Annotated in this window: 18 protein-coding genes; 12 read left to right on the forward strand and 6 right to left on the reverse strand. The window is 72.1% G+C overall.

What is annotated here, in order from left to right; translation table 11 throughout:
* Positions 1 to 262 precede the first annotated feature (262 nt).
* Positions 263 to 1,003 (reverse strand): dienelactone hydrolase family protein, encoded by a 741-nt coding sequence (locus AC0680_RS12900; protein ID WP_478627668.1) that lies wholly within the window; start codon positions 1,001 to 1,003, stop codon positions 263 to 265.
* A 112-nt stretch (positions 1,004 to 1,115) separates the two neighbouring features.
* On the opposite strand from AC0680_RS12900, the gene AC0680_RS12905 reads away from it, so the two are divergent.
* On the forward strand, positions 1,116 to 1,598 hold the full coding sequence (locus AC0680_RS12905) for a MarR family winged helix-turn-helix transcriptional regulator (RefSeq protein WP_478627587.1): 483 nt from the start codon (positions 1,116 to 1,118) through the stop codon (positions 1,596 to 1,598).
* A gap of 30 nt (positions 1,599 to 1,628) precedes the next feature.
* Here the strand turns inward: AC0680_RS12905 and AC0680_RS12910 are convergent, their stop codons facing one another.
* Positions 1,629 to 2,606, reverse strand: a complete 978-nt coding sequence (locus tag AC0680_RS12910; protein WP_478627589.1) for an aldo/keto reductase — start codon at positions 2,604 to 2,606, stop codon at positions 1,629 to 1,631.
* Positions 2,607 to 2,725: 119 nt separating this feature from the next.
* On the opposite strand from AC0680_RS12910, the gene AC0680_RS12915 reads away from it, so the two are divergent.
* A complete protein-coding gene (locus AC0680_RS12915) occupies positions 2,726 to 3,604 on the forward strand; it encodes a LysR family transcriptional regulator (protein ID WP_478627592.1) in 879 nt (292 codons plus the stop codon).
* A 54-nt stretch (positions 3,605 to 3,658) separates the two neighbouring features.
* Here AC0680_RS12915 and AC0680_RS12920 read toward each other — a convergent pair whose 3' ends face one another.
* The gene (locus AC0680_RS12920) at positions 3,659 to 5,284 is read right to left on the reverse strand and encodes an amidase family protein (RefSeq protein ID WP_478627595.1); all 1,626 of its coding nucleotides are present in this window, start codon (positions 5,282 to 5,284) and stop codon (positions 3,659 to 3,661) included.
* Between the two features lie 519 nt (positions 5,285 to 5,803).
* Between AC0680_RS12920 and AC0680_RS12925 the strand changes: the two genes are divergently transcribed.
* From AC0680_RS12925 to AC0680_RS12945, 5 genes are all read left to right on the forward strand, one after another.
* Positions 5,804 to 5,911 carry a keywimysin-related RiPP gene (locus AC0680_RS12925; RefSeq protein ID WP_365363487.1) on the forward strand — a complete coding sequence of 36 codons (108 nt, stop codon included), beginning with the start codon at positions 5,804 to 5,806 and terminating at the stop codon, positions 5,909 to 5,911.
* A gap of 155 nt (positions 5,912 to 6,066) precedes the next feature.
* Positions 6,067 to 7,986, forward strand: coding sequence for a lasso peptide isopeptide bond-forming cyclase (locus AC0680_RS12930; RefSeq protein WP_478627598.1), 1,920 nt, complete (start codon positions 6,067 to 6,069; stop codon positions 7,984 to 7,986).
* 14 nt (positions 7,987 to 8,000) lie between these two features.
* Positions 8,001 to 8,258, forward strand: a complete 258-nt coding sequence (locus tag AC0680_RS12935) for a lasso peptide biosynthesis PqqD family chaperone (RefSeq protein WP_478627599.1) — start codon at positions 8,001 to 8,003, stop codon at positions 8,256 to 8,258.
* 154 nt (positions 8,259 to 8,412) lie between these two features.
* Positions 8,413 to 8,829, forward strand: a complete 417-nt coding sequence (locus AC0680_RS12940; RefSeq protein ID WP_478627601.1) for a lasso peptide biosynthesis B2 protein — start codon at positions 8,413 to 8,415, stop codon at positions 8,827 to 8,829.
* 4 nt (positions 8,830 to 8,833) lie between these two features.
* Positions 8,834 to 10,666, forward strand: a complete 1,833-nt coding sequence (locus AC0680_RS12945) for an ABC transporter ATP-binding protein (protein ID WP_478627603.1) — start codon at positions 8,834 to 8,836, stop codon at positions 10,664 to 10,666.
* On the opposite strand, the gene AC0680_RS12950 is transcribed toward AC0680_RS12945, so the two are convergent.
* Positions 10,648 to 11,721, reverse strand: a complete 1,074-nt coding sequence (locus tag AC0680_RS12950; RefSeq protein ID WP_478627605.1) for a hypothetical protein — start codon at positions 11,719 to 11,721, stop codon at positions 10,648 to 10,650. The genes AC0680_RS12945 and AC0680_RS12950 overlap by 19 nt on opposite strands.
* 804 nt (positions 11,722 to 12,525) lie before the next feature.
* Between AC0680_RS12950 and lanKC the strand changes: the two genes are divergently transcribed.
* The 4 genes from lanKC (at position 12,526) to AC0680_RS12970 (ending at position 19,062) form a co-directional block, all read left to right on the forward strand.
* The gene (gene lanKC, locus AC0680_RS12955) at positions 12,526 to 15,132 is read left to right on the forward strand and encodes a class III lanthionine synthetase LanKC (RefSeq protein ID WP_478627607.1); all 2,607 of its coding nucleotides are present in this window, start codon (positions 12,526 to 12,528) and stop codon (positions 15,130 to 15,132) included.
* Between the two features lie 63 nt (positions 15,133 to 15,195).
* Positions 15,196 to 15,324: a SapB/AmfS family lanthipeptide gene (locus AC0680_RS12960; RefSeq protein WP_136738041.1), complete on the forward strand. Its 129-nt coding sequence runs from the start codon at positions 15,196 to 15,198 to the stop codon at positions 15,322 to 15,324.
* A 133-nt stretch (positions 15,325 to 15,457) separates the two neighbouring features.
* A complete protein-coding gene (locus AC0680_RS12965) occupies positions 15,458 to 17,218 on the forward strand; it encodes an ABC transporter ATP-binding protein (RefSeq protein ID WP_478627610.1) in 1,761 nt (586 codons plus the stop codon).
* Positions 17,215 to 19,062, forward strand: a complete 1,848-nt coding sequence (locus AC0680_RS12970; protein ID WP_478627613.1) for an ATP-binding cassette domain-containing protein — start codon at positions 17,215 to 17,217, stop codon at positions 19,060 to 19,062. The genes AC0680_RS12965 and AC0680_RS12970 overlap by 4 nt, the downstream gene beginning before the upstream one ends.
* On the opposite strand, the gene AC0680_RS12975 is transcribed toward AC0680_RS12970, so the two are convergent.
* On the reverse strand, positions 19,008 to 20,291 hold the full coding sequence (locus AC0680_RS12975; RefSeq protein WP_478627614.1) for an MFS transporter: 1,284 nt from the start codon (positions 20,289 to 20,291) through the stop codon (positions 19,008 to 19,010). The genes AC0680_RS12970 and AC0680_RS12975 overlap by 55 nt on opposite strands.
* A 93-nt stretch (positions 20,292 to 20,384) precedes the next feature.
* Here AC0680_RS12975 and AC0680_RS12980 point away from each other — a divergent pair, with 93 nt between their 5' ends.
* Positions 20,385 to 20,837 carry a winged helix-turn-helix transcriptional regulator gene (locus AC0680_RS12980; RefSeq protein ID WP_478627616.1) on the forward strand — a complete coding sequence of 151 codons (453 nt, stop codon included), beginning with the start codon at positions 20,385 to 20,387 and terminating at the stop codon, positions 20,835 to 20,837.
* Here AC0680_RS12980 and AC0680_RS12985 read toward each other — a convergent pair.
* A complete protein-coding gene (locus AC0680_RS12985; RefSeq protein ID WP_478627618.1) occupies positions 20,826 to 21,368 on the reverse strand; it encodes an N-acetyltransferase family protein in 543 nt (180 codons plus the stop codon). The genes AC0680_RS12980 and AC0680_RS12985 overlap by 12 nt on opposite strands.
* Between the last annotated feature and the right edge of the window lie 88 nt (positions 21,369 to 21,456).

Consider the following 21,456-nt stretch of genomic DNA (forward strand, 5'->3'; position numbering starts at 1 on the left):
CCTTCAAAAGGATGGCCGTTGCTCACCGGGAAGTGGCAGTGACACACAGGCGGCTGCCTGAAGGCGGCCAGGAATTTCCGCGCTCCGTGGCGGCACACGCACCGCCCCGTGGCCCACGGGATCGAGGCTAACGCGATGTGCCGGGTGCGAGGCGGAGATTCGGTTGTGCTGTCCGGGTGGTTGTGAGCCGGACGGCGCCCTCGTGGCCGACGAGCAGGCCAGTGGAACCGGTACGGCCTGCCCGTCGGCGGCGTCGGGGGCCTCAGCTGCTGGTCAGGGTGCGAGCGAGGAGGGGAAGCAGGCGGTCCCAGTGGCGTTGCAGTGCGGAGGAGTTGAAGGCGTCGGTGTCGGACATGGTGAAGCCGTGGACGGTGCCGGGGTAGATCTCGGAGGTGTAGTCGACACCCGCGGCGTCCAGGGCCTGGTTGAGCTCGCCGAGGGCCTCGGGCGTCAGGTCGGTTTCGGCGTGGCCGAAGTGGACCTGGGCGGTGAGCTCGGAGAGGCTGTCGGGCCCGTCGGCCCCCACGGGGCCGTGGAACGCGGCGACGGCGGCCACCCGGCCGGGGTGGGCCGTGGCGGTGCGCATCGCCAGGAGACCGCCTATGCAGTAGCCGGTCACCGCGACCGGTCCGGTGGCGACCTCGGGCTGGGTGGTGAGGAACCCGAGGTAGGCCTCGGCGTCGCGCAGGACGCGTTCGGCGGTGTGCGCCTCGACCAAGGGCATCACCTGGGCGATGACCGCGGGCCGCTCCTCTTCTCCGATGTGCTCGGGAAGTTCGATCAGCGGTGCCGGGCCGTGCCGGTAGAAGAAGTTGGGGACGAGCACGTAGTACCCGTGCCCGGCCAGTTCGCGGGCCATCTCCCGCAGCACGGGCCGGATGCCGAAGGCGTCCCCGTACATCAGCACCGCTGGGTGCCGCTCGCCGTCGTCGGGGAAGGCGGCGAAGGCGTCGGCCCGGCCGTCCGTGGTGGGAATCTGCAGCGACTTGATCTCGGTGGGAATGGCGGATGTTCCTTCCTGAAGTTCGCCGAGGCAACGTTTGTCTCACTAACGTTCTCGGCACGAGCGAACGTATATCGTTAGTTCCACTAACGCAATGGATAGGATCGGCGCCATGATCAGAGCCGAAGCCGCGGACCTGCCCGACGACGACGCGCCCAGGACGCCCGACAGGCTGCGTCGACGGGCGAGCCGCCTGTTGTCGCAGCTGACCGTGCGGTCGGATCGGCTGATCAACGAGGGGCTGGCCCGGATCGACGCCCGCAAGTGGCACTACGCCGTGCTCGCCTCACTGCAGGATTTCGGGCCGGGCAGCCAGGCCGCGCTGAGCACACGCACCGGCATCTACCGCAGCGACATGGTCGGTGTGCTCAACGAACTGGCCGAGCGCGACCTCGTCGAGCGGGCGCCCGACCCCGACGACCGGCGTCGCAACGTCATCACGATCTCCGCCCTGGGCCGCCGCCGTCTGCGCCGCCTCGACAAGGTCCTGGACGACCTCCACGACGAGCTGCTCGCGCCGCTGAGCCCGGCCGAACGCGACCAGTTCGTACAGTTGCTCACCCGCTTGCTGGACCACCACGCCCAAGCGTCCTGACCCGCCGGGCGGCCCTCCCGCCCGACCCGGTCACACGTCGACCTGGGCCAGCCGGGCCGCGTCGTATCGCTCGCCCGCCACCGCTCCGCGCGGCACGGCCTGGTCGAGAGCCGCCAGCTCGCCCGCGGTCAGCGTGACATCGGCCGCGGCGGCGTTCTCCTCGAGGTAGCGAACCCGCTTGGTACCGGGGACAGCGGTGACGTCCGGCCCCTGGGCCAGCAGCCAGGCGAGGGCGAGCTGTGCGGGGGTGACGCCCTTGGCGTCGGCCAGCGCCCGTACGCGCTCGACGAGGGCGAGGTTGAGGGCGAGGTTCTCGCCCTGGAAGCGGGGCGCGGTGCGGCGGAAGTCCCGCTCGCCGTACGCGTGCCGGCCGAGGGTCCCGGTCAGCAGGCCGCGCCCGATGGGGCTGTATGCGACGAGGCCGATGCCCAGCTCGCGCATCGTCGGCAGGTGTTCGTCCTCGATGTCCCGGGTGAACAGCGAGTACTCGTACTGCCCGGCGGTGATCGGGTGCACGGCGTGGGCCCGCCGGATCGTCGCCGGGGAGGCCTCGGAGATGCCGAGGTGGCGCACCTTGCCGGCGGTGACCAGCTCGGCCATCGCGCCCCAGGTCTCCTCGACGGGGACGGTCGGGTCGATGCGGTGCTGGTAGTAGAGGTCGATGTGGTCGGCCCCCAGCCGGCGAAGGGACGCCTCGCACGCGGCCCGGACGTACTCCGGCCGCCCGTTGACACCGACCGGGGTGCCGTCGGGACGGCGCTCGACGCCGAACTTGGTGGCGAGGACGACCTCGTCCCGGCGGCCCGCGATCGCCTTGCCGACCAGCGTCTCGTTGGTGAAGGGGCCGTATGCGTCGGCGGTGTCCAGGAACGTCACGCCCACGTCGAGGGCCCGCCTGATGGTGATGAGCGAGTCGACTTCGTCACCGGGGGCGTAGTAGTCGCTCATCCCCATGCAGCCGAGGCCGAGGGCGGAAACACGAAGGGAGGCGAGGGTGCGCGCGTGCATGGCGAACTCCTTGAGGAGACGGGGAGGATGAGGGGCGACGGCCCGACGTCGTCGATTCTGGTGCGCGCCGGGTGCCGTTGGCCAAGACCGGTTGGGCACCGTCCAGATACCCTGCGGGTATGACGATCGATCTGCGGCTCATGCGCTACGTGGTGACCGTGGCCGACGAGGGCGGGTTCCAACGGGCCGCCGACCGGCTGCACATGGCCCAGCCGCCGCTGAGCCGGCAGATCGCCGCCCTGGAACGCGAGTTGGGCGTGCGGCTCTTCGAACGACGCCCCACCCGCCTCACCGAGCCCGGCAAGGTCTTCGTGGAAGGGGCCCGCGCCCTCCTCGCCGAAGCCGACGCTCTGGTGGAGCGGACCGTGAGCGTCGCGCACGGCACGGCCGGCACACTGCGGCTCGGCTACGTCACCAGCGCCGCCTACTGGGCCGTGCCCACCCTGCTGTCCGCCATGGGAGCCCGCCATCCCGGCGTCCGTGTCGAGACCCGCGAGATGTGGTCGGCCGACCTCGCCGCCGCACTCGAACGCGACGAGATCGACGCCGCGCTCTCCCGCAGCCTGCCGCACCGGTCGGGCCTGGCCCGCCTGACGCTCGTACGGGAGGACCTCGTCGTGGTCGTCGCCGCCGGCCACCGGCTCGCCGACCGGACCGGACTGTCGCTGCGCGAACTGCGCGGCGACACACTGCGGGCCATCAGACGCGACATCGCACCCGCCTTCCACGACGCGGTCCTCGCCGCGCTCCACGGCGCCGGCGAGGCCTTCCCCGTCGAGGAGGAGCCGGTGCCGGGCTTTCGGCACCTGGTCCTGGACGACCGCACCTTCGCCGTCGTCCCGCAGGCCCTGACCCGCCACCTGCCGCCCGGCACGGCCGCCCTGTGCATCAGCGACGACCTGCCCGGCTTCGACCTCGAACTCGTCTGGCGCAAGGACACCTCCGCGCCGCCGGTACCCCTGCTGGTCCGAGCGGCACGGGCGCTGGCAGCACAGTGACCTGCCCCACGGCTTCCGGACGGCCCCCGTCCGGGGGCGCCGTCCCCGGACGGATCACCGGGCGGCGCCGGCCCCTGCCGCAGGCGTGCCGACCCCTGCCGAAGGCAGATAGCGCGGCGCTCGCCAGGCGTCGAGTCGGTGCTCCACCGCGGCCCCCAGCGACAGGAGCTCGGCGTCCTTGCGGTCACCCGCCATCAGGAGCAGCCCCACGGGCAACTCGTCGACGAACCCGGCGGGCACCGACAAGGACGGGTAACCGGCCACGGCCGCGGGGGTCGAGGACGGGATGACGTCGTTGTCGCCCCGCGCGCAGTCGGTCGTCCAGGCGGGCGGGTTCGTCGGCGCGGCGATGGCGTCCAGTCGATGGGCGGCGATGGTCTCGTCCAACGAGCGCCGGGCGAGGTCCGTCAACTCGGCACGCCTGGCCCGATACTCCGGGTCGGTGGTGGAAGGCGCGGCGAGGGCCCGCTCGAACAGCTCCTGACCGGCGAAACAGGTGCGCTCCGCCGGGTGGGTGCGGTTGAACTCGATCAGCCCGGCGAGGTTCCGCGGCCCGTCGCGCGTGCCGAGATAGGCATCGACGTCCCGGTGGAACTCGCTCAGCAGCGCCGGGAATTCGAGTGCCGCCAGACGCTTCTGGTACGGCGGTGTCACCTCGACGACCTCGGCTCCCGCGTTGCGCAGCCGCTCCGCGGTACGGGTCATCAGCGCATCCACCTCCGCGCCGAGCGAGGGCAGTCGCCACAGGCCGATCCGTTTGCCGCGCAGGCCGGTGGAGCGCGTCAGCTCGCCGGGGAGGCCTCCTGGACCGCCCGCGTGCGAGGTGCCCCTTGCGCTGAGCACCGAGAGGGTGAGCGCGGTGTCGATCACGTTGCGCGCCATGGGCCCCGCGGTGTCCTGCTCGGCGGAGATCGGGACCACACCGGCCTGGCTGACCAGGCCGAGGCTGGGCTTGTGGCCGACCACCCCGTTCATCCCGGCCGGGCACACGATGGAGCCGTCCGTCTCGGTCCCGATCGCCACCTGCGCCAACGACGCGGCGAGCGCGGCGGCCGAACCGGAGGAGGACCCGCACGGATTCCGGTCCAGCACGTACGGGTTGTGGGTCTGGCCACCCACCGCCGACCACCCTGAAGCCGGCTTCTCCGCACGGAAGTTCGCCCACTCGGACAGGTTGGTCTTGCCGAGGATCACCGCCCCGGCCTCCCGCAGCCGGGCCACCAGGGCGGCGTCGGCGTCCGGTGGACTGCCGGCCAACGCCAGCGACCCGGCCGTCGTGGACATGTCCCGGGTGTTCACGTTGTCCTTGAGCAGGACTGGGATGCCGTCGAGCGGCCCACGGGTGGCGCCGCCCCGATGCCTGGCGTCGCTGGCGGCCGCCTGGCGCAGGGCCGTCGGGTCGGTGCGCAGCACCGCGTTGATCTCGGGGTCGACGGTCCTGATCCGCCGCAGATAGGCCGCGGTCAGTGCCGACGAGGTCAGCGAACCGTCCGCCATGCGCGCCTGCAGCTGAGGGATGGTCACGGTATCGAGATCGACGCCGAGTTCCGGGGGCCCGCCGACTGCTGGCGGGGCACCGGCGCCGGATCCCGCGGCCTGCGCACGCGGGCCCGGTGCGCCGGTACACAGGGAAACCGCGACCAGGGCAGTGATCAGCGTGGCGGTGCTCCGCTTCCTCATGCTCCTCATGAGGTCAGCCGACTACAGGCCGGCGGCCCGGAACAAGAGCCTTTCGCGCCGCCGTCCCCGCGCTCGGCTGCGGCCAGGACCATGACCCGCGGCGAGCCGGTCTGGAACTTCCCATCGCATCGACCGCCTCGCGCAGTTCCCGCGCTCCGACACCCACGGCGAATGATTCTTCGAATTATCGACTCCCTGTTCGCGCTTATTCCGGACGGGACGGATATCTCCGTTCCTGGCATTGGACAGCTCACAGGACAAACGTTTTTTCGCGAACTCACTGGCGCACCGCGACGTGGGCGCAAGGGCGCAAAGGGACGCCCGACTGTAGTGCGCCGGAATTGCGCGCCCTCTGTGTACCACTCAATGCCAGTTGTTCGTCGTTGTGCTGTTGGGGTTGTCCTACTTATCGTTGTGCCGCGGATTTCACCGCTCGCAATTCCCGTCCCGGGAGTTGCTCGAAATCCGCTGCACAGGCGCCTGTTGTGTACACCGTCCCCAGGAAAAAGGAGAACGATCATGACGTACGAGCGCCCCACCCTCACCAAGGCCGGCAGCTTCCGCAAGGTCACCGGCATCAAGAACACCGGCCCGAAGGACATCCTCGGCGGCAAGCAGCTCCTCTGACCGAGGCCACCCGCGACCGCTGAGCGGTCCGGGGCGCAGCGCGCACCGGACCGGCCGTCGAGCCGGTCCGGTCATCGGGTGGCGGCAGCCGGCCGCCACCCGTTCTCTGTTTCTGCCTCCCTGTTCCGAGTGTCACCGACCGAAGGCCGTAGCCCATGGACCAGTCCTTGTCGCTCCAGGTCGTACCCGCCTGGTTCGTCGTCCTGCCCGACACCGACGCGGCCGGGGCCCTCGCTGTCAAGGCGCTCTCCTACGCGGACCGGAACCTGACCCATGCCTCGGGGCGCCCCTGGCTGGTGGGCCGATGGGCACCGGGGACGGTCGTGACGGGGACGCACGGGGGGACGCGGGTCGCGGTGGTCGGGGAGCATGCCGTCACCGCGCGGGATGCCGAGCGGGCCGCCGCGGCGGTGGACGCCGGCACACCGACGCCATGGGACCGCGCGGGCGACTGGGCCGGCAGTTTCCACCTGGTCGTCAGCGGCGGGGACCGGGTATCGGTGCGGGCCGGCGTAGTCGACCTGCGCCGGGTGTTCCACACCCGGGCCGACACGTCTGGCCGCGGACCGGTGAGCGTGGCGTCCGACCGGGCCGATGTCCTCGCCGAACTGGTCGGTGCCGAACTGGACGAGCGCCGCGTCGCGCTTGAGATGCTCGGCGCTCCCTACCCCCGCGCGGGGGACCCACTGTGGCGCGGTCTGCATGCCGTACCGGCCGGGCACTGCCTGACGATCCACCACGACGGCCGGGTCCACACCCGGCGGTGGTGGTCACCGCCCGACCCCGTCGTCCCCCTCGCCGTCGGCGCCGGGCACCTGCGAGAGGCCCTCGACGAGGCGATCGAGGTGCGCATCCGCGGGCGCGATCTGGTGAGCACGGACCTGGGCGGACTGGACTCCACGGCCGTGTGCTGTACGGCGGCACGCTCGGGGACCCGAGTCGTCGCCTACACCGCCGGGATCCACGACGAGGCCGGCGACGACGTGTACTGGGCCAGGCGGACCGTCGAGGCGCTGAACGGCGTCGAACACCACATCATCCCGGCCCAGGACGTGGCCATGACCTTCGACGGGATCGATGCCCTGGAGGACGTCCTGGACACACCCAGCATCCTCACCGTCGACCGCAACCGCCGTATGGGCATCGTGGAACTGGCGGCGGCCCGCGGTTCCGGCCTCCATCTCACCGGCCTGGGCGGCGACGAACTGCTGGCCGGTACGCCCGCCCGTCTGCATGCGCTGCTGCGCAGCCATCCCCTCGTCGCCTGGCAGGCGGTACGGGGGTACGCCGCCAAATACCGATGGTCGCGGCGCGGCGTAGTACGCCAGCTCCTGGACCGGAGTCCCTACAGGACGTGGCTTCGGCGGGTGGCCCGCGATCTGACCGAACCGGCGGTACCTGAAGGCGAGCCGTTGCTCGGCTGGGCGGTTCCGCCCCGGATGCCGCCCTGGGCCACCCCGGAGGCCGTCAGCACGGTGCGCGAGCTGCTCTGTGCGGAGCTGCCCGACGTCCGGCCCCGGGGCCGGGGACACGGCGAACACCGCGAGCTGGTCGCGATGGACGGCATCTCCCAATGGACGCGGCACATCGGCCAGATGGCCGCCCCGCTGGGCATCGGGGTCAGCGCGCCCTACTACGACACCCGCGTCATCGAGGCGGCCCTCGCCGTCCGACCGCAGGAGCGGATCACTCCGTGGCGCTACAAGCCGCTCATCGTCGAGGCCATGCGCGGAGTCGTGCCGGAAGCCAGCCGCACTCGCGACACCAAGGCGAACGCCACGTACGAGGAGGAGGCAGGACTGCGCGAGCACCGCAAGGGCCTGCTGGCGCTGTGCGAGGGCTCCCGGCTCGCCCGGCTCGGTCTCGTCGACGAGCGGATCCTTCGCGAATGGTGCCGTCGCGCTCTGACCGCGGAGACGGAGAGCTATCGGCTGCACCCGACCATCGCCTGCGAAGTCTGGCTGCGTTCCCGGGAGTTGACGCCACCGAACGCCGGCCGGGCAGCAACGCGACACGCCCGGGAACCCTCCCCCGCCAGCCCGTCGGCCCTGCCCGCCGACAACCGCGAGACCTGAGAGTGGTGAATTCCGTGTTTACCCTGAAGCCCGGTGTCCTGCTGACCGAGACCGAGTACGGTGTGGCGCTGCTCGACCAGGAGAGTGCCGAGTACTGGACGCTCAACCCGACGGCCGCCATCGTTCTGCGGACCCTCACGGACGGCTACGGCCCCGAGCGGGCGGTGGAGATCCTCACCGCGCGCTACGACGACGTCGATGTCGACCTGGCCACGGAGGACGTCGGCCGCATCGTCGACGAGCTGCGCTCGGCCGGACTCGTCACGTCCTGAGCGCAGCCGGCCCGGAACCTGCCGATGCACAAGCCATTCGGCCGGCCCCACCGCTCTGCCCGTCGGATCCTCCCTGCCATCGGGGCCGCCCGGCGACTTCGTCCGTACAGGCCCGGCCTACCCGGGCCGGTCCGCCCAAACCGGAGAGCCACACATGTCGACGCCGGAAGTGGTCCCGTACCGCCCGCGCTCCGTTCCACCGGCCCGCCGTTTCCTGGCCCGGGTGGTGGTGTGCTGCGCCCATCTGCTCGCCACCCAGCCGCCGGGCCGTATTCGCGCCGTCCTGCGCCGGCTGCGCCGCGGTGCGAGGCCCGCAACCCTCGCCGAGGCGAGCACGGCGCGGGAGACGGTGCTCGCCGTGAGTCTCGCCGCAGGAGGCCACAAAGGGTGCCTGACCAGGTCTCTGGCCACCGTCCTGCTGTGCCGTTGGTACGGCCGGTGGCCCGTCTGGTGCGTGGGAGTGCGCAGCCGCCCGCCGTTCGCGGCGCACGCCTGGGTGGAGGCCGAGGGGGTCCTGGTCGGCGAGGGCGCCTCGGCCGACTACTTCCAGCGCTTCTTCACCGTGGAGTGAGCCGATGAGCGCGGCACCCTCCGTCGAGACCCCTCGCACCGGCCCCGGAAGCCACTCCCGGACGAGTGGGAACCCGGTCGGTGCGAGGTCGGGCCACCGGGCCCTCGCAGCGCATCTGCGCCGGCAGCGCGGGCGGATGGCCGTGGGCGTCGGGCTGGGGCTCGCGGGCAGCGTCATGGGGCTCGCCCAGCCGCTGGCGGCCAAGCGGGTGATGGACGGGATGAGCCGTGGGCAGCCCGAGGCCTGGCCGGTCATCGTGCTCAGTCTGCTGGTGGTGGCCGGGGCGCTCCTCGTAGGGCTGGGGCACTACGTGCTGCAGTGGTCGTCCGAGTCGATGGTGTACACCGCCCGGCGACGGCTGACCGAGCGGCTTCTGCGGCTTCGGGTGCCCGTGGTGGAGAGCACCGAGCCGGGCGATCTGATCGCCCGCGTGACCTCCGATACGGCGGTGCTGCGCCAGGCCGTTCCCCAGGCGGTGTCCGCGGCGGTCACCGGCACTCTGGTCACCGCGGCGACGGTCGTCATGATGGGACTGCTCGACGCCGTGCTGCTGTGCGTCACCCTCGCGGTGATCGCCGTCGTCGGTGTCATCGTCGCGGTCGTGGCCCCGCGGATCGGCCGTGCCACCCGGCGCACACAGGAGTCGGTGGGACAGATCGGCGCGGCACTGGAGCGGGTCTTCGGAGCGTTCCGTACGGTCAAGGCGTCGGGCGCCGAGCGCCGGGAGGCCGCGGTGCTGCACCGGGCGGCGGAGGAAGCCCGCCGGACCGGGGTACGGGCCGCGGCGTGGGAAGCGGTGTCGGCGACGGCCTCGGCGGTCGTCGTCCAGGTCAGTTTCCTCGTCGTCCTCGGAGTGGGGGGCGCCCGCGTCGCGTCCGGCGCCATCAGCGTCTCCACGCTCGTCGCCTTCCTCCTCTACCTCTTCGCACTGGCTCCACGCATCGGCCAACTGGCCGAGGGAGTGGGCCAGTTCCAGGTCGGATCGGCAGCGGCCGTCCGTATCGAACACATCGAGCGGCTGGAGGTCGAGAGGCTGGAAGCGGAGCCCGTACGAGAGCGGGAAGCGACGCGCGCAAAGGCGGCCTCCGAATGCGGCGGGCGCCCCGTCGGCGTGGCGTTCCATCAGGTGTGCTTCGCCTACCGCCCCGAACTGCCCCGCGTCCACCACGAGGTCACCTTCTCCGTTCCCCCGCGCGGACTGACCGCTTTCGTCGGCCCGTCCGGCGCCGGCAAGACCACGGTCTTCTCCCTGATCGAGCGCTTCTACGAGCCTGCCGCCGGTCGTGTGCTCCTGGACGGTGAGGACGTACGTCGGTGGCCTCTGACCCGGCTTCGCGCATCGATCGGCTACGTCGAGCAGGACGTCCCCGTCCTCGCCGGCACCCTGCGCGACAACCTGACCCTGGGCACCGTCGAGCCCGGCGACGAGGAACTCGCCCGAGTCCTGCGGATGGCCCGGCTGGATGGACTGGCGGACCGTCTGCCGCACGGTCTGGACACCGATGTCGGCCATCGGGGCAGCCGGCTGTCCGGTGGCGAGCGACAGCGTGTCGCGATCGCCCGCGCCTTGTTGCGTCGACCCAGGCTGCTGCTGCTGGACGAGGCCACCTCCCAGCTCGACGCGGCCAACGAGGCGGCGTTGCGCGACACGATCACCGAGACCGCCCTCGATACGACGGTGTTGGTGGTCGCCCACCGGCTTTCCACCGTGACCAGCGCGGACCGGATCGTGGTGATGGAGGCGGGTCGGGTACGGGCCGTCGGCACCCATGCCCAGCTCATGAAATGCGACGCCCTTTACGGCGAACTGGCGAGCACTCAGCTGCTCGATCCGTAGCCGCCGTTCTCGGCAACCGTGCTACCGGGGACGAAGCGGCCTGTGACGGACACGCCCTGGCCCTCCGTGCACCAGGCACCGCACTCGTCCTGGATGCCGGGGAAGAGTTCGACGCGCAGGTCGTCGCCTTCGTGGATGACGTAGGTGGGACCGGTCTGGTGGTTCCAGCCGAGGGGGAGGAGGTAGTAGCGGCCGTTGCGTTCGATGAGGCGGCGCAGACCGGTGTAGCGGTAGCGGTAGCGGACCTTGGCGCCCAGGTCCGACACCTCCACGCCGGGCCCGGCCAGGCTGAGCCGGTCGGTGCTCAGGAGGACGACGGCGGGCCGGCGCACGAGGTTCGCGGCGGCCTGCCGGGCCTCCCGCTCGCCCAGCCCGGCGGTGCCCAGGCTGAGCCCCCACATCACCAGCAGACCGGCCGTGAACGCCGGTACCGCCCGGCTCCACACTCCGGGCAGCACGGGGTGGGAGGGCGCCGCGGCGCCCTCGTCGGTGTCGGGCGGTACCGCTGCGCCCCCGTCTCCGGCCCGGCTGCGGGCCCATGGGCTCTGGCCGAGGAGTACGCCGACTCCCAGCAGGATGGGCGCCAGCCATCTGAAGCCGCCGAGCCAGGACCAGAGGAGCAGGAGCACCAGGCCGGCTCCGACGAGGGAGAGGTGAGCCCGAGCGACGGCTCGCAGGGCGCGCTGCAGTGCGCGGATGAGGCGGTCCTGGTGCGTCTGGTCGGTGTCCGGCCGCGCGGCGAGGGCCGGGGTCGTGGCCAAGTGACGGAGTATCAGGACCGCGAGGACGCAGACGATCGCCAGTGGAGCGGTGACGACATTGAGGCTCTGGATCGCCATCTCCGCGAATCCGAAGCCGAGGTTGAAGGAGTCCACGCGGAAGTAGGTGTAGTAGGCCGTCATATAGACCGCGCCCAGGAAGTACATGACGGCCACGAGGAAGGAGGCCTGGGCGATGACGCCGCCGAGGAGGGAGGCCGCCGTACGTTCCTCGCCGGCCGGGGTGGAAGGGGCTGAGGGTGGCGCGGAGGGCCGGGGCGCCGGGTCACCGCTCATGTGCCGGACGGCGAAGGGCAGGTCCCGCTCGGCGAGGGGGTGTTCTCCGGGGAGGCCGAGCCTGTCTCCCCGGACGGGGAGGCCGAGCCTGCCTCCCCGGACGGGGAGGGTGAGCCCGTCGCCTCGGACGGGGAGGGGGAGCCACCGGAGGGCGGGCAGGTCTCGCCGCCCGATTGGCCTTCGCCTCCTCCGACCCCACCGCCCACGTCTCCGCCCCCGTCGGCGCCGCCGGTCGGATCCACGCCACCGCCCACCGGGGGCCTGCCGTGCCCCTTGGGCGGCGACTCGACCGGCGGCACCGGGTCTCCGTCGTAACTCGGGCCGCCGTCACTGGTGTTGTCCTGAGCGCTACCGCCCTTGGTGGGCTCGTTCCCTTGCGCGCCGCCCCCGGACTGATCTCCGCCTGACGCTCCCCCCACCGCCCCGCCCGCCGTCGGGGAGGAGCCGGCGGAGTCCGTGGGCCGTACGGAATCGGCTCCCCCGGGAGCGGTGTGTGCGCAACCCGCCATGGCGATGAGCGCTCCGGCGGCGACGAGGATGCGTAAGAGATGTCTGTTCGCGTATGCCTCTCGGCGTTCCATGTGTGGTCGGCTCCCTCTCTCCCGCAGGGTGCGTAGAGAACGACGCCCGCCGACCGGTCCCGGTTCCCGCGGCGTCGGGGTGCCGACGGGTGGACCGTCGGCAGCTCGACCGCTTCCCTTCACATAAAACATGCATTTCTCACGATCTCTTCGTGACACTCATGACTGGTTCACGCCTCCGCGGCTGTGACAGCGTCGTGGTGTCACCGGCCGAGGGAGTGGGATGAACAAGGGATACGCGGTCTTCTGCGACGCTGACCGCAAGTTCTACGACGCTCCGCACCGGCTGTCCGAAGACCCCCAGGGCCGCAGCGGCCAGTACCCGGTGCTGAACCGGGAGTTGCCGGCCGGCTGGCAGCGGCACCGCTCGGGTGACTGGCTGGCGTTCCGGCCGCTCGACCGTGAACTGCCCTCTCAGGGCTGGAAGATCCATGTGTCGGCCTGCCTCGACAACGCCGAGCGGGTGCTCACGAAGGTCTGGGAGTACTGCGTACCCCGCTCGGTGGCCTTCAAGTGCATGCCGAGCCGGTATCTGCTGCACATCCGCAACGCCAAGTACACCGACCGGGGCGCGAGCGGCAAGTTCATCACGGTCTATCCGGCCGACGAGGAGCAGTGCCGGGTCATCGCCGAGGAGCTGGACGCGCTGCTGGCCGGTGAGCCCGGCCCGTACATCCTCAGCGATCTGCGCTGGGGCGCCGGCCCGGTGTACGTGCGCTACGGCGGCTTCACCGAGCGGCACTGCTACGACGACAAGGGCGAGCTGTGTCCTGCCGTGGAGGACGGCCGGGGACAGCTCGTTCCCGACCGCCGGGAGCCCGCGTTCCGGGTTCCGGAGTGGGTCTCGCTTCCGGAGTTCCTCGAGCCGCATCTGGCGGCGCGCTCCGCCACCACCGTCTCCGACCTCCCGTACGCCATCGAGCGGGCGCTGCACTTCTCCAACGGCGGCGGCGTGTACGTCGGGCGGGACCTGCGGACCCAGCGGCGTGTGGTGCTGAAGGAGGGGCGTCCGCATGCCGGGCTGGCCGCGGACGAGGCGGACGCGGTGACCCGGCTGGCGCGGGAACGGGACGCCCTGCGGCGGCTGTCCGGGCTGGGGTGCGCCCCCGAGGTGCTGGACTGGTTCACGCTCGGCGAGCACACCTTCCTGGTACTGGAGTACATCGAGGGGCGTCCGCTCAACAGCTTCTTCGCGCATCGGCATCCGCTGATCGAGTCCGATCCCAGTCCGCAGCGGCTTGCCGAGTACACCGAATGGGCACTGCGCGTGCACCGGCTGGTGGAGGAGGCCGTGGAGGCGATCCACGCCCGGGGTGTGGTCTTCAACGACCTCCATCTGTTCAACATCATGCTCTCCGAGGACGAATCCTCGGTCGTGCTGCTGGACTTCGAGGCCGCCTCCGTCGATGACCCGGGCAGCCGGCAGGTGATCGCCAACCCAGGATTCGTGGCCCCCGCCGACCGCCGTGGCCCCGACGTCGACCGCTATGCCCTGGCCTGTCTGCGGCTGGCCCTGTTCCTGCCGCTGACCAGCCTGTTCGCGGTGGACCGGGCCAAGAGCCGGCATCTGGCGCGGATCGCCGCCGAGCAGTTCCCGGTGCCGGTCGAGTTCCTCGACGCGGCGGTCGACGAGATTCTGCGTGGCGATCGAGGCGCCGCGGAAACGGTCGGGACCGGCGCCGCGGGCGGCGGGAACGGACACGACTACTTGCCGGTTTCGCTCGCGGACTGGCCCCGCAGCCGGGACTCCGCCGTCCGCGCCGTACTGGCCTCCGCCACCCCGGCACGGGAGGACCGCCTCTTTCCCGGCGACATCGCCCAGTTCGCCCTCACCGGCGGCGGGACCTGTTTCGCCTACGGCGCGGCCGGCGTGCTGTACGCCCTCGCCGCGACGGGCGCCGAGCGATGTCCGCAGGCGGAGGAGTGGTTGCTGCAGCGGACGAAGGCACCCGCCTCGGGCAGTCCCGTCGGCTTCTACGACGGCCTTTCCGGCGTCGCCTGGGTCCTCGACCGCCTCGGGCACCACGCACGGGCCCTGGACCTGATGGATCTGGTCACGGCGCAGAGCTGGCAGGACATCGGACCCGACCTGCACGGTGGACTGGCCGGCGTGGGGCTGGCGCTGGACGGGCTCGCCGACTCCGCGGGCGCCTCCGGATTACGGGAACAGGCCCTGCGGTGCGCCGAGTTGGTCGCCGATCGATTCGGCCGGACGACCGCAGGGGAGGGACCCGGGCCCTCCCGCGCCGGGCTGCTGCACGGCGACAGCGGTGCCGCGCTGCTCTTCCTGCGGCTGTACGAACGCACCGGCGACGGCGCGCTGTTGGATCTGGCCGGGGACGCCCTGCGACGTGACCTGGCGCGCTGCGTGCGCAGCGCGGCGGGGACCCTCCAGGTCGACGAGGGCTGGCGGACCATGCCCTACCTCGGCGCCGGCAGTGTGGGCATCGGAATGGTGCTCGACGACTACCTCTCCCATCGGCCCGACGACGGCTTCGCGGCGGCGCGGGGCGAGATAGTGCGGGCCGCGCAGGCCAAGTTCTACGCCCAGCCGGGGCTGTTCCGCGGTGCCGCCGGCATGGTGCTGTACCTGAGCCGGACCACCGCCCCGGGACCGGGCACCGACGCCGCGGACCTGCGCCGCCAGATCGACTCCCTCTCCTGGGGCGCCGTTCCCTACCAAGGGCATCTGGCCTTCGCCGGTGAGCAGATGATGCGGCTCTCGATGGACCTGAGCACCGGCACGGCCGGATGTCTGCTCGCCCTGGGCAGCGCGCTGCACGACAAGCCCGTGCACCTGCCCTTCCTCCCGCCGCTCCGGCGGCCCTGAAGCCGGCCCCGACCGGGGTCGAACACGAAAGTCATCCCCGTCCCCATATCGAAAGGAATCATCATGTCGCTTCTCGACCTGCAGACGATGGAGACGCCCAAGCCCGAGGCCACCGAGGAGCTGCACACCGGCAGCCGCGCGAGCCTGCTGCTCTGCGGCGACAGCAGCCTGAGCGTCACCACCTGTAACTGACTGCCGGTCGCCGCGGGGCCCGAGGTCCCGTAGCGACGAGGAGGGCGGGTTCCGGGTGCCTGTTGCCCGGAACCCGCCCACCCGCATGCAGCCCACCCGCGTGGACACGTCCGAAGGAGGCCCGGTCCCTCGCATGGTCCCTCGTCCGTCCCCCACGCCCGGGCCCACCTCGCCGACGCGGCAATCGGACGCCGGAAGTGTCCTGGCCGGTGCGCTCCGGCACAGCCTGCTGCGCACCATCACCGTCGGCCTCCTCGGCGCGGCCTCCGCCGCCACGGCCGTCGCGCTGCCCGCCGTACTCGGCCACACCCTCGACCTCGCGCTCGACTCCGCGCCCGGAGCGGGCACCGCCCTCGCGCTGAGTGCCGTCCTGCTGGTGGCGGAGGTGCTGCTGGACGCCTTGGTGACGCTCACCGGCGGCATCACCACCGCCCGCAGCACCGCCTGGCTGCGCCGCCGCGGAATCGACCATCTGCTGTCGCTCGGCCCGCTGCGCGCCACCGATCGCTTCACGACCGGCGATCTGGTCAACCGCCTCACGGGCAACGCCGCCGAGGCCGGATACGCGCCCACCACGGCGGCTGCCGCCCTCGCCGCGCTGCTCACCCCGGTCGGGGCCCTCGTCGCACTGGCCCTCACCGACATCTGGCTGGCGGCCGTCTTCCTGGCCGGGCTCCCCCTGCTGACCCTGCTGCTGCGGGCCTTCGCCCGGGGCTCCTCCGACAGCGTCCGGCGCTATCAACGCGTACAGGCGGAGATCGCCTCCCGGCTCGTCGAGGCGCTGGGCGGGGCCCGGACGATCGCCGCCGCGGGCACCGCGCGCCGGGAAACCGACCGCGTCCTGGCCCCGCTGCCCGAACTCGGCGCACAGGGACGGCTGATGTGGCAGGTGTACGGGCGGGCGGTGGTCGGCAGCAGCATTCTGGTGCCGCTGCTGACCACGGCCGTCCTCGCGGTGGGCGGGATCCGGCTCGCCCACGGCGCCCTGACCGTCGGTGGACTGCTGGCCGCCTCCCGGTACGCGGCACTCACCGCGGGCCTGGGCGGGCTGACCGGTCAGCTCAGCGCCTTGGTACGGAGCCGCGCCGCGGCCCGGCGCATCGGCGGACTACTGGCGCTGCCCCCGGCGGGGCACGGTTCCCGGCTGCTGCCCGCCGACGGCCGTGGCCGGCTCGAACTGCGCGGGGTCACCCTCGCCCGCGACGGCGTGCCCGTGCTGCGCGGTGTGGATCTGGTCGTGCCCGGGGGGATCACCATGGCCGTGGTGGGGCGGTCGGGGGCGGGCAAGTCCCTGCTGGCCGCCGTCGCGGGGCGGCTCGCCGATCCCGACGACGGCACGGTGCTGCTGGACAGGGTGCCGCTCGATCAGGCCGATCCGGCGCGGCTGCGCCGAGAAGTGGGCTACGCCTTCGAACGGCCGGCGCTCTTCGGCGACACCGTCGGCGCGGCCATCGCGTTCGGGCCCCGGCCGGTCCCGGCCTGCGGCATCGAGGCCGCGGCCCGCGCCGCCGGCGCCGATCCGTTCATACGGCTGCTGCCGCGCGGCTACGCCACACCGCTGGCCGACGCGCCCCTCTCCGGGGGCGAGTTCCAGCGCCTCGGCGTGGCCCGGGCCTTCGCCCACGCCGGTCGTCTGCTGATCCTCGACGACGCCACCTCCAGCCTGGACACCGTCACCGAGCACCATGTCAGCCGGGCGCTCCTGCAGGACGTACGGCCGGGCACCCGGCTGCTGATCACCCACCGGCTGTCCTCGGCCGCCCGCGCCGATCTGGTCGCCTGGCTGGAGGAGGGCCGGATACGGGCGGTCGCGCCGCACCATCTGCTGTGGCGGGACCCCGACTACCGCGCGGTCTTCTCCCCCACCGCCCCGGACCCGGGCCCCTCCTCATGACGGCGGCGACGGCCCGGCTGCTGCCGCGGGCGCTCCGCTTCCTACGGGGCCGCACCCGGGTGCTGCTGCTGATGGGCGGCTGGTCCCTGCTGGAGACCGGGCACACCTTCGTCAGCGGCTACGGTGTGGCCAAGGCCCTGGACGACGGTTTTCTGGCCGGCCGCACCGGAACGGGCATGGCCTGGCTGGCCGTTGCCGCGGTGGCCGTCGTCCTCGGTGGGGCCGCCGGCCGGGGAGTCTTCCGCGGGCTCGCGGACCTGGTCGAACCGCTGCGTGACGGCCTGGTCCGTACCGTGGTGACCCGCGCGCTGGACCAGGCGGTCGCCGATCCGGCCCGCGCCGCGGACACCGCGGTGGTCTCGCGGTTGACCAACCAGACGGAGCTCGCACGGGACAGCTTCGCCGGACTGGTCCTGGTGGCCCGTTCCTTCGTCTTCACCTCCGCGGGGGCCCTGCTCGGACTCTTCTCCCTGGCTCCGCAGCTGCTGCTGATCGTGCTGCCGCCCCTCGTCGTCGGACTGCTGCTGTTCCTGGCCACGCTGCGCCCGATGGCACGTCAACAGGGCGCCTTCCTCCAGGCCGACGAAACGCTCTCGGCCCACTTCGGTGCCGTTGCGGCCGGGCTGCGCGACGTGGCCGCCTGCGGCGCGCACCGCACCGTCAAGGGGCGCGCCGACGGCCTGATCGACGCCGAGGCACGGGCGGCCCGGCGCCTGGCGGGTTGGGCCGCGGCCCGCTGTCTCGCCCTCGGCGTCGCCGGCCAGCTGCCGGTCCTCCTGCTGCTCCTCAGCACGCCCTGGCTGCTGCGGCAGCAGCTCACCGCGGGGACCGTGCTCGGTGCCCTGACGTATCTGACGCAGGCCCTGCTGCCCGCCCTGCACACCCTGATGAACGCGCTCGGCTCGGCCGGGACCCGGCTCCTGGTCGTGCTGGACCGGCTCACCGGGTCCTGCGACCGGGCCCCGCGGGGCGGGACGGCCGCGGCCGACCACGCCGGCTCCGTTTGCGGCACAGCCGCCTCCGAGCCCGGAACCGCCGCACCACGCTCCGGGAGCCTGACCGATCCGACCGGCCCCCGGGTCGAACTACGTGCGGTGGCCTTCGCCTACGGCCCCGGCGCGCAACCGGTCCTGCACGACCTCGATCTCGTCGTGGAGCCCGGTGAGCACCTCGCCGTCGTCGGTCCGAGCGGCATCGGCAAGTCCACACTGGCCGGCCTCATCACCGGCCTGCTGCCCCCCACCGAGGGCACGGTACGGGTGGACGGCCGTCCGCCGGCCGCGCCCGGTCCCCGTCCCGATGCCGAGCCCGGCCGCCCTCACCTCCCCTGTCCCGGTCCGTCCCACCGCCGGGTGCTGATCCCACAGCAGGCGTACGTCTTCTCCGGCACCGTGCGGGACAATCTGCTCTATCTGTGTCCTGACGGGGCGTCCGACGCCGCCGTGGCGGCCGCAGTGGACGCCGTGGGGATGGGCCCGTTGGTTGCCCGGCTGGGTGGTCCGGACGCACGGATCGATCCGGCCGCGCTGTCCCAGGGCGAACGCCAGCTGATCGCGCTCGGCCGGGCCCACCTCGCGCCGGCGCCGCTGGTCCTCCTCGACGAGGCCACCTGCCACCTCGACCCCATGGCCGAGCAGCGAGCCGAGCAGGCCTTCGCCGACCGGCCCGGCACCCTGATCGTCATCGCCCACCGGATCACCTCGGCCCAACGCGCCGACCGCGTCCTGGTGCTGGACGGGATCCGGGCCACCGTCGGCAGCCACGCCGAACTGCTGGACCGCTCGCCCCTCTACCGCGAGCTGGCCGGCAACTGGCAACCGGAATCCGCCGACAGGGGCCGGTGACGACCAAGGCCGTGCCGGGTGCACGCCCACAGCACGAGCCCGAGGCAGCTGAAGGCGGCACCCAGTGCGCATACGGCGCCCCAGCCGGCCAGCGTGTAGAGGGAGGTCGCGGCGAGGGCGCCGGTGGCGCTGCCGATCGAGTAGAAGACCATGTATCCGCCGATCAGCCGGCTGCCCGCGTCCGGGTGCAGCGCGTAGATCAGGGTCTGGTTGGTGACATGGACCGCCTGCACGGCGAGGTCGAGCAGGATCACACCGACGACCAGGGCCCACAGCGAGCTGTGGGTGAAGGCCAAGGGCAACCACGAGGCGGCGAGCAGCGCCAGGGCGAGGCCGGTGGTCCGCCGGGAGAGTCCGCGGTCGTTCAGGCGGCCCGCCACGGACGCGGCCAGCGCGCCGGCGACACCGATCAGCCCCAGCGCCCCGATCGCGCTGTGGGGCAGGAAGTACGGGGCCTCGCTGAGCGGCAGCGCGACGCTGCTCCACAGGGTGCTGAAGGAGGCGAAGACCAGCAGACCGAACAGGGCCCGGAGCCGCAGCAGTCGTTCCCGCGCGAACAGAGCGATCGTGGAGCGCAGGAGCTGTCCGTAGCGCAGGGTCGTCGGTTGCGCGTCACTGTGGCGCGGCAGCACTCGGTACAGGACCAGGGCGAGCAGAGCGGTGAGCGACGCCGAGGCGAGGTAGACGGAGCGCCAGCCCGCGACATCGGCCATGAGGCCGGATGCGGTGCGGGCGAGCAGGATGCCGATGACCACGCCGCTGGTGACCAGGCCGACGACCCGGCCGCGCCCGGCGGGCGGGGCCAGTGATGCCGCGAAGGCCACCAGGGTCTGCGTGACGACCGCGAGAAGCCCTGTCGCGGCCATGCCCACGAGCAGGAGCGCCGCCGTGTGGGCGGCGGCCACCACGACCAGTGCCACCACCAGCAGCAGTAACTGGGCCACGATGAGCCGTCTGCGGTCGACCACGTCGCCCAGCGGCACGAGGAAGAAGAGTCCCAGCCCGTATCCGACATGCGTGAGGGTGACCACGCTGCCGACGAGTGCCGGACTCATGGCGAGGTCGTGGCCCATGGTCACCAGGAGCGGCTGGGAGAAGTAGACGTTGGCCACCGCGGCCCCGCAGGCGACCGCGAACAGTGCGACGACGCCGCGGGACAGGACGAACGCGGGCCCCTCCCCGCTTCTGGCCTCGGTCCGCCGTGTCACAGCCTCACCGTTTCCGGGCATCAGCTCTCCTCCGCACTTCTGGTTTCAACTTGCTACCAGTGGCGACGGTAACCCTGCTGGTAGCATGTTGCAACCAAGTGAGAGAGGGACGCCATGGTGACCAGGACGCGCTTCGACGACAGCGAATGCCCCGTCGCCCGGTCGGTGGACGCGATCGGCGACTGGTGGTCCCTGCTGATCGTCCGGGACGCCTTCGACGGAAGCCGGCGCTTCGGGGAGTTCCAGCGCAGCCTCGGCGTGGCGAAGAACATCCTCACCGCGCGGCTGCGCACCCTGGTCGCCGGCGGCGTCCTCGAATCCGTCCCCGCCTCGGACGGCAGCGCCTACCGCGAGTACGTACTGACCCCGAAGGGCAAGGCGCTCTTCCCCGTCATCGTGGCACTGCGGCAGTGGGGCGAACAGAACTTCTTCGCCCCCGACGAACCGCACTCACAGTTGGTCGACCGCCGACAGGGACGTCGCCTCCGCGCACTGGAAGTGCTGTCCGCGGACGGACGACGGCTCGACTCCGACGACACCACCGTCCACAAGGTCTCACCCCAGTGATCTGAGCGGCTTCTGGTACCAGCCCACGTCCCAGAACCTCCCGAATTTCCGCCCGACTTGCTCGTAGACACCGACGGGCCGGAAGCCGAAGCGTTCATGGAGCCGCTGCGACGCCGGGTTGGGCAGGGCGATTCCGGCGAGCGCCATATGGACGTCCTGCTGCTCCAGTACCTCGAAGAGCGCCGCGTACAGCAGGCCGCCGACGCCGCGCCCCACATGCTCGGGCGCCAGATAGACGCTGGTTTCCACGGAGGTCGCATACGCCGGCTTCGGCCGGAACGCACTGCTGGTCGTGTAGCCGAGGAGCTTTCCGCCCTCCTCGGCCACGAGGAGCCGGTGGGGGCCGGAGTCGGGATGGGCCAGCAGCCACGGCCGGCGCTGTTCCACGGTGAACGGCTCGATGTCGAAGGTGATCGGCGTCTCGTTCACGTAGTGGTTGTAGATCCGGGTCAGCTCTTCGAGGTCGTCCCCGGTGCCGGGCCGGATCCGTGCGCCTGGGACCGCCCCGTCTCCATTCACCACTGTGCTCATCCGTAAGACGGTACGCGGCGCTTGTTACCTCGCGGAAAATTCCAGGAATCGTGGTGCGCCGGACCGAAGCCAACGGCCGGTCGCGGTA

Source organism: Streptomyces sp. NPDC043738, from assembly GCF_056436545.1.